The 11,949-nt window shown below is 68.5% G+C and carries 13 protein-coding genes; 1 reads left to right on the top strand and 12 read right to left on the bottom strand.

Features of this window, described 5'->3' with window-relative positions:
• Window positions 1-26: 26 nt before the first annotated feature.
• The 10 genes from O159_RS04715 to O159_RS04670 form a co-directional block, all read right to left on the bottom strand.
• Complete coding sequence (locus O159_RS04715) at window positions 27-758, bottom strand: alpha/beta hydrolase (RefSeq protein ID WP_021754603.1); 732 nt, start codon at window positions 756-758, stop codon at window positions 27-29.
• 15 nt (window positions 759-773) lie between these two features.
• A complete protein-coding gene (locus O159_RS04710) occupies window positions 774-1,073 on the bottom strand; it encodes a hypothetical protein (protein WP_043993522.1) in 300 nt (99 codons plus the stop codon).
• Between the two features lie 18 nt (window positions 1,074-1,091).
• Window positions 1,092-1,802: an aggregation-promoting factor C-terminal-like domain-containing protein gene (locus tag O159_RS04705; RefSeq protein ID WP_081689931.1), complete on the bottom strand. Its 711-nt coding sequence runs from the start codon at window positions 1,800-1,802 to the stop codon at window positions 1,092-1,094.
• Window positions 1,803-1,873: 71 nt separating this feature from the next.
• Entirely contained in the window at window positions 1,874-2,410 is a 537-nt protein-coding gene (locus O159_RS04700; RefSeq protein WP_021754600.1) for a DivIVA domain-containing protein, read from the bottom strand.
• 12 nt (window positions 2,411-2,422) lie between these two features.
• Window positions 2,423-3,412: a phosphatidate cytidylyltransferase gene (locus tag O159_RS04695; protein ID WP_021754599.1), complete on the bottom strand. Its 990-nt coding sequence runs from the start codon at window positions 3,410-3,412 to the stop codon at window positions 2,423-2,425.
• Window positions 3,413-3,967: a ribosome recycling factor gene (frr, locus tag O159_RS04690; protein ID WP_041768277.1), complete on the bottom strand. Its 555-nt coding sequence runs from the start codon at window positions 3,965-3,967 to the stop codon at window positions 3,413-3,415. It abuts the gene before it with no gap.
• A 50-nt stretch (window positions 3,968-4,017) separates the two neighbouring features.
• Entirely contained in the window at window positions 4,018-4,731 is a 714-nt protein-coding gene (pyrH, locus tag O159_RS04685; protein ID WP_021754598.1) for a UMP kinase, read from the bottom strand.
• Between the two features lie 112 nt (window positions 4,732-4,843).
• Window positions 4,844-5,674 carry a translation elongation factor Ts gene (gene tsf, locus O159_RS04680; protein WP_021754597.1) on the bottom strand — a complete coding sequence of 277 codons (831 nt, stop codon included), beginning with the start codon at window positions 5,672-5,674 and terminating at the stop codon, window positions 4,844-4,846.
• Between the two features lie 42 nt (window positions 5,675-5,716).
• Entirely contained in the window at window positions 5,717-6,619 is a 903-nt protein-coding gene (gene rpsB, locus O159_RS04675; RefSeq protein WP_021754596.1) for a 30S ribosomal protein S2, read from the bottom strand.
• Window positions 6,620-6,832: 213 nt separating this feature from the next.
• The gene (locus O159_RS04670; protein WP_081689810.1) at window positions 6,833-8,335 is read right to left on the bottom strand and encodes a sugar porter family MFS transporter; all 1,503 of its coding nucleotides are present in this window, start codon (window positions 8,333-8,335) and stop codon (window positions 6,833-6,835) included.
• Between the two features lie 281 nt (window positions 8,336-8,616).
• Here O159_RS04670 and O159_RS13835 point away from each other — a divergent pair, with 281 nt between their 5' ends.
• Entirely contained in the window at window positions 8,617-9,336 is a 720-nt protein-coding gene (locus tag O159_RS13835) for a murein hydrolase activator EnvC family protein (RefSeq protein WP_236609545.1), read from the top strand.
• Here the strand turns inward: O159_RS13835 and O159_RS04660 are convergent.
• Window positions 9,256-10,434 carry a tyrosine recombinase XerC gene (locus tag O159_RS04660; protein ID WP_021754593.1) on the bottom strand — a complete coding sequence of 393 codons (1,179 nt, stop codon included), beginning with the start codon at window positions 10,432-10,434 and terminating at the stop codon, window positions 9,256-9,258. The genes O159_RS13835 and O159_RS04660 overlap by 81 nt on opposite strands.
• 153 nt (window positions 10,435-10,587) lie before the next feature.
• A complete protein-coding gene (gene dprA, locus O159_RS04655) occupies window positions 10,588-11,823 on the bottom strand; it encodes a DNA-processing protein DprA (protein WP_043993521.1) in 1,236 nt (411 codons plus the stop codon).
• Window positions 11,824-11,949: the final 126 nt, after the last annotated feature.

The raw sequence follows: 11,949 nt of genomic DNA, 5'->3' as shown, positions 1-11,949 counted from the left end.
GGAAGGCTGGGCCTGACGGCGGAAGGCTACGGAGCCGGCGACCAGTGCGTCGGCAGCGGAGCCGCAGCCGGGTTCAGGCGTGCCACCACCTCATCGAGCACACGCCGGGTCTGGTTCTCCCCCACCCAGAGGTGTTTGCCGCCTGCGACCGTCACCAACTCGATCTGCGGCAGCGGACGGAACCGCTCCGCCGCCTCGGCGGGTCGCAGATAGTCGTCGTGCTCCGGGATGAGCGCCACGATCGGCCGCTGGTCCCCCGCCCAGGCCGCCAGGTGCTCCGGTTTGGCACGGTGCAGCGGTGGCGAGAGCAGGATGACACCCTCCACCGGACAGTCCCGGCCGTACAGGAGAGCGAGCTCCGTCCCGAACGACCAGCCGAGCAACCACGGATGCGGAAGCCCGCGCTCGGCCACGAACGCCATCGCCGCCTCCACGTCGTACCGCTCCTGGATCCCGTCCCCGAACTCACCCTGGCTGCGCCCTCGCGGCGACGAGGTCCCCCGCGTGTTGAACCGCAGCACGGCGATGTCCGCGAGCGCAGGCAAGCGCCCAGCCGCCTTGCGCAGGATGTGCGAGTCCATGAACCCGCCCGCGGTGGGCAGCGGGTGCAGGGTGACGAGAGTCGCGAGCGGGTCGCGTTCCAACGGGCTCGCCAGCTCGCCCAGGAGCGTCAGTCCATCGCGGGTGCGCAGTTCGATGTCCTCGCGCCGTGCCGGCAGCTCGACGCCGCCGCGGATCTCGGTGGGGGCCGTTCTCACTCGCTCTCCTCTGCGTCACACGGCTCGCCAGCACGAGATATGCCAGTGCCGGCGGGCGGCCAGGTCGGCCGCGTCTCCCAGCACACCGTCCGCGCGCCACGCCACGATGTGCGCCACACCGGGCACGATCCCGCGACCGCATCCGGGGCAGCTGTAGGTCTTCTGCGCCTGGGTGACCGACACCGGCTGCACATTCCACTCCGCGCCGCGCCGTGTCTCGATGCGCCGCCAGCCGGCGAGCAATCGGTCCAGACCGCTCTCCTCGTCTTCATGACCGCCGCCGGAACGACGACGAGGACGGTTACTGCGGGGCATCCCCCCAGTCTAGGACGCTCAGTACCAGCCGCTGGACTGGGAGTGGCTCCACGCGCCGCACGGGCTTCCGTAGCGGCCGGAGATGTAGCCGAGCCCCCAGGTGATCTGCGTGGCAGCGTTCGTCTGCCAGTCGGGGCCGGCCGAGGCCATCTTGCTGCCGGGGAGGGCCTGCGGGATGCCATACGCACCGCTTCCCTTGTTGTGGGCGGACACGTTCCAGTGGGATTCCTTGTTCCACAGGGAGACGAGGCAGGCATACTGGTCGTCGCCCATCCCCCGCGCCTGGAGCATCTGATACGCGATGGCCTGGGCGGAGCCCGGGTCCGGGGCGCCGACGGCGGGTGCGCCGCTCGACCCGGCGGATGACGGCTTCTGCGCGGCGGTGGGAACGGGAGTGGGGGTCGGCTTCGGTTGCGATTTGACCCCGACCGCGTCCCGCGTGACGGTCAGACCCTGCGCGTCCGGAGCTGTCAGGCTCTGCACGGGGGCATCGCCGTAGCGCGACGTCTGGCCGATCGCCTGGAGTGTGCCGGCGTACGCGGGCGAGGCCGCCGCGCCCGAGTACGGGTCAACGACATTGACGAGGGCGAAACCGACTGCTGTGGTGAAGGCAAAACTCCAGATCGCCGTGCGCGAGCGGATGTGTGGACGATGAGAACGCTTGAAAGCGACTCCGACCGGATTGGCCGGGTTCAGCGGAATGATCTCGGTTGTCTCTGGTCTACCCACGATCACACCACCATAACCAAGAAATCCTGACTTTCCAAGAACCCATGCCCATCCTCAGGGAACGACCAGACTCAGCGGACAGCCAGCATCACGTCGGTGACGCTGTCCAGCAGGAGGTCGACCTGGGCTTCGCGGTAGCCGCCGCGCTGCTCGCGGAAAGTTACCGTCCTCACTTCTTCGATGCTCATCGGACGCCCTTCCTGGAAGTACTTCACCAGGCGCGCAGAGAAGCGGTCCACATCCTGCCGGTTGTATCCGAGAGCGAGAAAGCTCATCCGCTGGAAACGGCGGCCCAGCGGCCGCTCGAGCCGGTCGATGATGACCTGCGCGGTGGCGCGCGCCTCCTCGAACCAGGCCGCATCGCCCTTCGCAGCGCGCGCATTCTCGCGCTCACGGGCCGCGAACGCGTCCTCCAGGCGTTCCAGCGCCGCATCGACGTGCGAGGTGGAATAGCCGCCCTTCTTCATGGGGAACGCTGTGCGGCGGATCTCCTCTGCGGTCAGTCCGGCGGCGCCGTCGTAGGCGTTCCGGGCCGATGCGAGGAAGTCGTCAACCTCGTCGATGTCGTATCCGAGCTGCTTCTTGGGGCTCCGGGGAAAGGTGCTCACCGGTCCATTGTGTCAGGAGAAGATGAGGAAGAGACCGTAAGCCGCCGCTGCCGAGGGCAGGATGCTGTCCAGACGGTCCAGGAACCCCCCGTGGCCCGGCAGCCACGAACTCATGTCCTTGATCCCGAGATCCCGCTTGACGAGGGACTCTGCGAGGTCTCCGGCGGTCGCGGTGAGGAGCATCGCGAGACCGAAGACGATCCCGAACCACCAGGTCTGCCCGAGCATGAAGACCGACACCAGGATGCCCGCGGCCACCGCGGTGACGCCCGCGCCGGCGAACCCCTCCCAGGTCTTCTTCGGGCTGATCGTCGGCGCCATCGGATGCCGGCCCCAGCTCAGACCGCTCACGTAGGCTCCGGTGTCCACCGCCACGACGACGATGACGAACCCGAGCACCCACCACTCGCCGTGCTCCTGCGCGAGCAGCAGAATGGAGTAACTGGCCAGCAGCGACACGTACATCTGCACGAAGACGCTCCAGGTCAGATCCCGGACGAGTTCACCGCCGCCGCGCCGCGCCGCGCCGGCGAAAGCCTCCTCGACGAGCCGGCAGACGATGACCAGGGCCACGCCCGCGGCGAGGGAGACCAGTTGCCCGCCCGCGTGCAGGAGGAACGACGCCGGGAGGATCGCGACGGCGCCGATCACCGTCGGGATGCGCGCCACCCGCCGGCCCGCGCTCCGGAGCGCCTGTGTCAGCTCGAAAGCGGCAAAACCCGCCATCGCCACACCGAAGACGAGGAAGAGCTCCTTGATGAAGATCAGGCTCACCACGACGAGCCCGCCGACCGCCAGGCCGATCAGGATCGCGAGGATGAGATTGCGGCCGGCGCGCTGCTCGATCTTCTCGCTGGTAGCGTCCAGTTGCGCCTTGCGAGCCTGCACCTGCCGCTCGAAATCGGCGCGGGTCGCCTGCACCTGGGCGCGGATCTCCTCGCGCGAGAGCGCTTTCCCTCGTCTGCCCTTTGCCGGCGTGCCGGTGCCGCTCCCCTCGCTCATTCAGACCTCGAGGAGTTCGGCTTCCTTGCGCTTGAGGGCTTCGTCGACGAGGTCGACGTTCGTCCGGGTGAGGGCCTCCAGCTCCTTCTCCCCCCGGGCGACCTCGTCGTCCCCGACCTCGCCCTTCAGCGCGTCCAGTTCGTCCTTCGCCCTCCGGCGGATGTTGCGGATCGCGACTTTGGCGTCCTCCCCCTTGCCGCGAACGATCTTCACGAACTCCTTGCGGCGGTCCTCGGTGAGCTCCGGAAGGGTGACGCGCACGATTTCGCCGTCGTTGCCGACATTGGCCGACATGCTCGGCATGGTGACGATCGCCCTCTCGATCTCCTTGAGCGCGCCCTTGTCATACGGGGTGACGATCAGAACGCGGGCCTCGGGGTTCTGGAGCCCCGCCAGCTGCGCGAGCGGCGTCGGCGAGCCGTAGTAGTCGACGAGCACCTTCTGGAAGAGAGCAGGGTTCGCGCGGCCAGCGCTCACGGTGCCGAAATCCTCCTTCGCCGCCTCGAGGGTCTTGCTCATGCGCTGGCTGGCGTCGGAAATCACATCCGCGATCACGGTCACTCCTTCAGATCGGTGAATCGTTGTCTAGTCTAGGGCCCGCCTGTTCAGCCGAGGAGCGTGCCGATCTCGGCGCCGAGCAGAGCCGCGGTGACGTTGCCGGCGGGCTCCATGCCGAAGATGCGCATCGGCATGCCATTGTCCATGCACAGGCTGAGCGCCGTGGAGTCGACAGCCTTGAGGTTCTGCTTCAGCGCCTCCTGGTGGCTGATCTGGTCGATCTTGCGGGCATCCGGGTTCGTGCGGGGGTCGTCGTCGTACATCCCGTCGACGCCGTTCTTGGCGACGAGAACCACATCGGCCGTGATCTCCAGGGCACGCTGGGCGGCGACGGTGTCCGTGGAGAAATAGGGCAGTCCGGCGCCGGCGCCGAAGATCACGATACGGCCCTTCTCCAGGTGCCGCTCGGCACGGAGGGGGATGTAGGGCTCGGCGACCTGCATCATCTCGATGGCCGATTGGACGCGCGTCTCCGCGCCGGCCTGCTCGAGGAAATCCTGGAGGGCGAGAGAGTTCATGACGGTGCCCAGCATCCCCATGTAGTCGGCACGCCCGCGGTCCATTCCGCGCTGCGACAGTTCGGCGCCGCGAAAGAAATTGCCGCCGCCGACGACGATCGCGATCTCGACATCCGTGGCCGCCTGGGCGATCTCACGCGCGATGCCGCTGACGATGTCGGGGTTGACCCCGAGCTGGCCGCCACCGAACGCCTCGCCCGAAAGTTTGAGAAGGACCCTTCGCCTCTTGTCTGCCGTCGTCATAGCTGTCTCGAAGTCCTTCCGTGTGTTCCATCAACCTAATGCGCGTGTCGCGTGCGCGCGCAGAAAAGGAGTCCGGATCGTACGAGACGATCCGGACTCCTTCGCAGCATGTTTACGCGCCGACCTTGAACCGGGCGAAGCCGGAAACGGTGAGGCCCGCGTCCTTCAGCACCTGGCTGATCGTGAGCTTGTTGTCACGGGCGTACTCCTGCTCGAGCAGGGACACCTGCTTGAAGTAGGCGCCGAGACGGCCCTCGATGATCTTCGGAAGCGCGGCCTCCGGCTTGCCCTCGTTGCGCGAGATCTCCTCGACGATGCGACGCTCGTTCTCGACCTCTTCCGCGGGGACGTCCTCACGCGTGAGGTACGTCGGGTTCGCGAACGAGATGTGCTGAGCGATCGAACGGGCAGTCTCCGCGTCGTCGCCGGCGTAGCCGACCACGACACCCACTTGCGGGGGCAGATCCTTGGAGGTCTTGTGCAGATAGATCGCGGAGTGCTTGCCGCTCACGACGGCGACGCGACGCAGCTCGACCTTCTCGCCCAGAATCGCCGCCTCGTCGCCGATGAGCTCGGCGACCGTCTGCGCACCGGCGGGGGCGGCGAGCGCCTCCTCGATGGTGGTGGACCCGGCCGCAGCGGCCGCGTCGAGCACCTTGTCGGCGAGGGCGATGAACTTCTCGCCCTTCGCGACGAAATCGGTCTCGCAGGCGAGCTCGATCATCGTGGCGGTGCCGTTGCCGCTCTCCTTGGCGGCGACAAGGCCCTCGCTGGTGGAGCGGTCTGCCCGCTTCGCATTGCCCTTCGCGCCCTTCAGGCGCAGGATCTCGGTGGCCTTCTCGATGTCGCCACCGGCCTCCTCGAGCGCCTTCTTGGTGTCGACCATGCCCGTGCCGAGCTGCTCGCGCAGGGCCTTGATGTCAGCGATGCTGATGTTTGCCATGTTCGTAACTGGAACCTTCTGACTCGACGATGAAAGGTGGGACTACTCGGCGGCAGCGCCGTCGGTGTCGGGGGTGGACTCGGCGTCCGCCTCACCCTCGGCGACGACCTCGGCAGAGTCCGCCTTGGCCTCGGCGAGGTCGGCGTCCGCTGCCTTCTGGGTCTCGGCGCTGGCCTGGACCTCGGTCGGCTGCGCGAGCAGCTCCTGCTCCCACTCGGCGAGCGGCTCGGCCGCCTCCGCGCCCTCTTCCGGCTTCTGGTGACGCTGGATGAGGCCCTCGGCCGCCGCGTCGGCGACGATGCGGGTCAGCAGCGAGACGGAGCGGATCGCGTCGTCATTGCCCGGGATCGGGTACTGCACCTCGTCCGGGTCGCAGTTCGTGTCGAGGATGGCGATGACCGGGATGCCCAGCTTCTTCGCCTCGTCGATCGCCAGGTGCTCCTTCTTGGTGTCGACCACCCAGAGCGCGCTCGGGGTCTTCGAGAGGTTGCGGATGCCGCCCAGCGACTTGTGCAGCTTGTCCAGCTCGCGCTTCTTGATCAGCAGCTCCTTCTTGGTGAAGCCGCTGGTGGTGCCCTCGAAGTCGAGCTCCTCGAGCTCTTTCATGCGGGCGAGACGTTTGGAGACGGTCTGGAAGTTGGTCAGCAGACCGCCCAGCCAGCGCTGGTTGACGTAGGGCTGACCGACGCGGGTCGCCTGCTCGGCGATCGACTGCTGCGCTTGCTTCTTGGTGCCGACGAAGAGGATCGTGCCGCCGTGAGCGACGGTCTCGCGCACGAAGTCGTAGGTCTTGTCGATGTAGGTCAGCGACTGCTGGAGGTCGATGATGTAGCTGCCCGAGCGCTCGGTGAGGATGAAGCGCTTCATCTTCGGGTTCCAGCGACGGGTCTGGTGTCCGAAGTGGACGCCGCTGTCGAGCAGCTGGCGCATGGTGACGACGGCCATTTGCCGTTCTCCTTCTGTTTGCGGTTGATCGGGACGGCCCTCGGCCGTCCGCTCCTGGTGCCCCGCGCTCCCCCGCTCCCCCGAATCCCGCACGGAGACCGTGCGGGCTGAGAGGAGACCGGCGGTGGAGCGCCCGCCCTCACGAGAGGGTTGCGGGCACGCGTAGTCACTCCGACGAGCGGAGTGCGTCTGGGAGTCTAGCAGGAACCGCGGTTAGGCCGAGTCACCGCTGGAACGCACCTGGATGCCGCGCCGGCGGCCGCCTGCCTCCTGGAAGAGCGTCTCCGCATGCTCCAACGCCATGCCGTTCGTCTCCGGGATCGTGAAGAACACAAAGAACCACGACAGGGCGGCGAACACCGCGTACATCCCGTAGGTGAACGGCAGCGAGAAGTCCGACATCGGCGGGAAGGAGATGGTGACCAGGAAGTTCGCGATCCACTGGGCCGCTGCGGCGACTCCGAGCGCCTTGCCGCGGATGCGGGAGGGGAAGATCTCGCCCAGCAGAACCCACACCAGCGGCCCCCACGACGCACCGAAGCAGACGACGAACACGTTGGCGGCCACCAACGCGACCGGACCCCACGGATTCGGGAGGGGGACGACCCCGTCCTGCTTGACCGCGAAGGCGAACGAGAGAGCCATGACGCCCAGCGCCAGCGCCATCCCGACCGATCCCGTGAGCAGGATCGGCCGGCGCCCGACCCGGTCGACCAGGAGGATCGCCACGATCGTCACGACGACGTTGGTCACCGAGGTGATCACCGTGATCAGGAGGGAGTTGCTCTCCGTGAAGCCGACCGCACGCCAGAGCGTCGTCGAGTAGTAGAAGATCACGTTGATGCCGACGAACTGCTGGAACACCGACAGGATGATTCCGATCCACACGATCGGTTTGAGGCCGAAGCGGTTTCCGGCTAGGGTCCCCTTCCTGCCCTCTTTGTCTTCCTCGATCGCGCGGTCGATGTCGCGGAGCTGCCGGTCGACATCGCCTTCTGGCACCATCGTCGTGAAAATGGCCCGTGCCTCTTCGTGCCGGCCGGTCGTCAGCAGGTAGCGCGGCGACTCCGGCAGCGTCAGCGCCAGGACACCGTAGACCACCGACGGGATGACGCCGACGAGGAACATCCAGCGCCACGCTTCCAGCCCGAGCCAGAGCTGGCTGGACGCCGACCCCGCGATCCCCGCGAGCAAGGCGTCGGACAGCAGCGCCACGAAGATACCGAGGGTGATCGCGAGCTGCTGCAGGGACGCGAGCCGTCCCCGCGACTGCCGCGGGGAGATCTCGGCGATGTACGCCGGAGCCACGACGGAGGCGATTCCGATTCCGAGACCGCCGACGATGCGCCACAGGCCCAGATCCCATACGGAGAAGGCGAGCCCGGCCCCGACCGAGCTGATGAGGAAGAGAACGGCTCCCAGCAGCATGACCCGCAGCCGGCCCCATCGGTCGGCGAGCCGCCCCGCGACGAACGCGCCGACGGCGCACCCGAGGAGGGCGATAGCGACGATGAACCCTGTGACGAAGGCGTTCAGCGCGAAGTTCTTCTGAATCGAGTCGACGGCCCCGTTGATGACGGACGAGTCGAACCCGAACAGGAAGCCCCCGACCGCTGCCGCAAGCGCCAGACCGGTGACTTTCCGCCGCATCGCGGCCGTGGGCTGTGGTGAGCTCTCCTCGCTCGTCTCTGCTGGTTCGCTGTGTTGCTCAGACATTTCATCCTTCTTCGGTTGTACGCCCACCCGTCCCAGGGTGGGCGTGAGACACGGTACGCTGGGGCGCACGGTTGCGGGAGCTAGCGCTCGGCGGGTCGTCCACAGGGCTGCGGCGGAGCCACGTTCTACACAGATGCCGAACGGCGTGCGGCGAGCGCCTCCCGACGCCGGAAGAGTGGGGAGCCAGAAGAAAAGGGGCGCGCATGCGGGCAACGTCATCGCCAGCGGTTCAGAGAGGCGGGCACAGGTCACCGCACCGGGCGGCACACCGGTGGCGGCTGGTGGCAGTCGGAGCGATGCTCGGGATGCTGGCGGGGACGCTCCCCGTCCGCGAGGGGCGGAGCGCGAGCGACGAGACGACCGCACCCGAGACAGCATCGGCATCCGAGACAGCATCCGCCGCCGCCCGGTCCCGGCCAGCGCAGACAGCCGTTCCGGCCTCGGCGCATCCGGCCGCAGCGATGAGCAGGCCCACGCGCGCCCTCGGCGACCGCGTTTCCCGGTCCGGACGCTGGTCCTGGCCGGTCTCCCCCGTTCACCTGCTGAAAAGCTTCGCCGCGCCGCCCACCCCGTACGCCGCCGGACATCGCGGCATCGACCTCGCCGCAGCGCCTGGCGCTCCCGTCACAGCCCCGGCATCCGGTGTCGTCCGCTTCGCCGGGACGGTGGTCGATCGGCCCGTGCTCACCGTCGAACACGCGAGCGGCGTCCTCTCGAGTTACGAGCCGGTGACGACGCCGCTCACCGTCGGCGAGTCCGTGTCTCCGGGAGATCCGCTCGCCGCCATCGCAACGGGCGGTCACTGCGGCAGCGCCTGCCTCCATGTCGGCGTGCGCATCAACGGCGAGTATGTCTCACCGCTGCTCTTCTTCGCGACACTGCCGCCGTCCATCCTGCTTCCGCTGGGTCCCGTTCGGGCGTCAAGCCCGCGGGTGAGCGATCCGGTACGTCTCCTTCAAGCGCTCCGCCGAGACATGGGTGTAGATCTGCGTGGTCCCTAGGCTGGCGTGCCCCAGAATCTCCTGCACCGCGCGCAGGTCGGCGCCCCCGTCCAGCAGGTGCGTGGCTGCCGTGTGCCGGAGCGTGTGCGGGCCGGCCGGACCGCCACCGTGTACATCGGCCAGCAGCCGGGCCACAACCCGGTAGACCGCGCGGGTCCCGAGCCTCCCGCCCCGAGAGCCCAGGAAGAGCGCCGGCCCCGACCTGGGGGTCGCCAACTGCGGCCGCGCCGCCCGCAGATAGCCACGGAGCGCGTCCCGGGCCGGAACCCCGAACGGCACGACGCGCTCCTTTCTCCCTTTCCCGAGCACGCGAACCGTCAATCGCTCGAAGTCGACATCGTCCACATCGAGTCCGGTGAGCTCGCTCACCCGGACACCCGCCGCGTAAAGCATTTCGACCACGGCGACATCCCGCACCGCGGTCGCCGCTCCCCCGGCCGCGCTGGCGGCGAGTGCGACGAGGATGCCGTCCATGTGTGCACGGGTGAGCACCCGAGGGAGCGTCTTGTCCGCTTTGGGCGACCGCAATCGTGCCGCGGCATCGGGAGCCGAGACGGGCGAGAGGGGAACGATCGGGACGTTGTCTGCGGGAGCAGCGGAAGCGGAGACGGCAGGAATCGCGTCAGAACCGGCGACGGCCGGGATGGGACTGCCGGAGATCGAATCGGTCCCAGCGGGCGTCGAAACAGAGCCGGCGAGCGGGTCAGAAGCGGCGAGTGCGGCGGAGCCGGCGAGCGGAGCGGCACCCGCGAGCGAAGCGGCGCCCGCTGCGGCACCGTCAGCGATGGAGTCTCCCGCGGTGGGGACAGGGCGTCCGCCACCGGAGGCTCCACGACGGGCGAGCCAGGCGCTGAATCCGCGAGCGGAGGCGGATCGTCGGGCGAGGGTCGCTTTGGCGAGGCCGCGCTGGGCAGCGTCCCACAACCAGTCCCGGTAGAGGTCGAGGGTGAGATCGCCCGTGTCGCGCGCTCCTCGCCGGCCGGCGAAGTCGATGAGACTCGCCAGGTCGGATCGGTACGCGCGGACCGTCTGCGGCGAGTAGCCGCGTTCGGCCGTGAGATGACGCGCGTACCCGTCGATCGCGTGCGGGAAGTCCACCCCCTCAGCTTCTCCCAGCGGAGGCCCGCCCGCCGTGCGACCCTCCGCGGGCGAGCAGCATCGCCCGTGGGGGTCGCCCCAGCGCCAGCGCGGTTTCCGGACCCGGCAGCGCAAAGCTCCGGACCGACAGCGCAAGAGGACGAATCGGCTCCTTCACCTCTGGACCGCCCTCCAACCACCGGCACTCTCGATCACAAGGCCCAGCGCGGACATCCTGCCGAGCGCGGCGGAGAGTTCGGCGGGTTCGATTCCTGTCCGTGCGGCCACGTCGATGCGTGAGCGCGGGGCCGTCCGGGAGAGCTCGCGAAGAATGCGGGTATCGTCGGGTTCCGTCACCGGGTCTGACCCGGCGACGGTGAAGGGGTCCGCCAATTCGGCCATCTCCTCCGCAGAGGTGACGCAGGTGGCAGCGTATTCGCGGATCAGACGATGGCACCCCGCAGATTCCGGTGAGGTCACGGGCCCGGGCACAGCCCCGAGAGGACGGCCGAGCTGAGCAGCGTGGCCGGCGGTGTTCAGCGAACCGGACCGGCGCCCGGCCTCGATGACGACGGTCGCCTGGCTGACGGCGGCGATCAGACGGTTTCGCATCAGGAACCGCCACCGGGTTGGAGCCGAGCCCGGTGGGAGTTCGGCGAGGATCAGACCAGAGGCCAGGATGCGGCTCAGGAGTTCGGTGTTCGCCGCCGGGTAGAGGCGGTCCGCTCCCCCGGCGAGGAAACACACCGTCAGCCGGTGGCTCGCGATCGCCGCGCGGTGGGCAGCGGCGTCGATTCCAAGGGCGCCGCCGTACACGATGGCGAAACCTCGATCGCTGAGACCGGCGGAGCTCTCCAGCGCGACGTGCGTGCCGTAGCCCGTGGCAGTCCTCGACCCAACGAACGAGACGGACCGGTGCAGCCCGCTCAGCAAAGAGGGATCTCCACGGACCCACAGCGCGAGCGGGCGGCCGTGTTCGAGGCTGTCCAGTCCGGACGGCCAGAACGGCGAACCGGGGAGGACGAGTGTCGCTCTGAGCAAGTGGGCTCGGTGAAGAGCCCGCGCGGGCGAGTCCTGGCCGAGCCGAGTCCGCCAGCGCTGGAGAGCGCGGTCGACGCGTTCGGCGCTCAGCGCGGGATCATGGGCTTCGGACCTCAGAATCCGTTCGTGGACGCACTCCCCCGATTCGGCCAGCGCTACAGCACGCAGCGTTCGCCGGGCGCCGAGAGCGGTCAGCAGGGCGACCGCATCGGTGTCCCCCGGTTCGACGAGCGTCGAGAACGCCGCCTCGGCGAACACAGCAGCGATCGCCTGCGCTCCATCGAGATCCGCACCGTCGGCGATGACCGGTCGCAGCAGCGCGAGCATCTCTCGCACCGAGGTCCCAAGAACAGTGTCGCTATCGGCCATCGTCGCGGCCCCTGACCCGCGTCCGCAGGGTGGATCGCTGGCCCGATGCGGCTGCGAGGACCGACACCGTCGCAAGGATCGGGCAGCGCGCACAGACCAGCGACCGGCTCGCGCTCGCGTGGACGA

The sequence above is a fragment of the Leifsonia xyli subsp. cynodontis DSM 46306 genome, assembly GCF_000470775.1.
Classification (GTDB): domain Bacteria; phylum Actinomycetota; class Actinomycetes; order Actinomycetales; family Microbacteriaceae; genus Leifsonia; species Leifsonia cynodontis.
The sequence above is the reverse complement of the archived record's forward strand: the minus strand, read 5'-3'. Positions and strand labels throughout refer to the sequence as shown.

Coding starts and splice junctions, on each gene's coding strand:
- O159_RS04710 (WP_043993522.1), bottom strand. CDS start 1,073: ATGCCCCGCAGTAACCGTCCTCGTCGTCGTTCCGGCGGCGGTCATGAA.
- O159_RS04695 (WP_021754599.1), bottom strand. CDS start 3,412: ATGAGCGAGGGGAGCGGCACCGGCACGCCGGCAAAGGGCAGACGAGGG.
- pyrH (WP_021754598.1), bottom strand. CDS start 4,731: ATGACGACGGCAGACAAGAGGCGAAGGGTCCTTCTCAAACTTTCGGGC.
- tsf (WP_021754597.1), bottom strand. CDS start 5,674: ATGGCAAACATCAGCATCGCTGACATCAAGGCCCTGCGCGAGCAGCTC.
- rpsB (WP_021754596.1), bottom strand. CDS start 6,619: ATGGCCGTCGTCACCATGCGCCAGCTGCTCGACAGCGGCGTCCACTTC.
- O159_RS04670 (WP_081689810.1), bottom strand. CDS start 8,335: ATGTCTGAGCAACACAGCGAACCAGCAGAGACGAGCGAGGAGAGCTCA.
- dprA (WP_043993521.1), bottom strand. CDS start 11,823: ATGGCCGATAGCGACACTGTTCTTGGGACCTCGGTGCGAGAGATGCTC.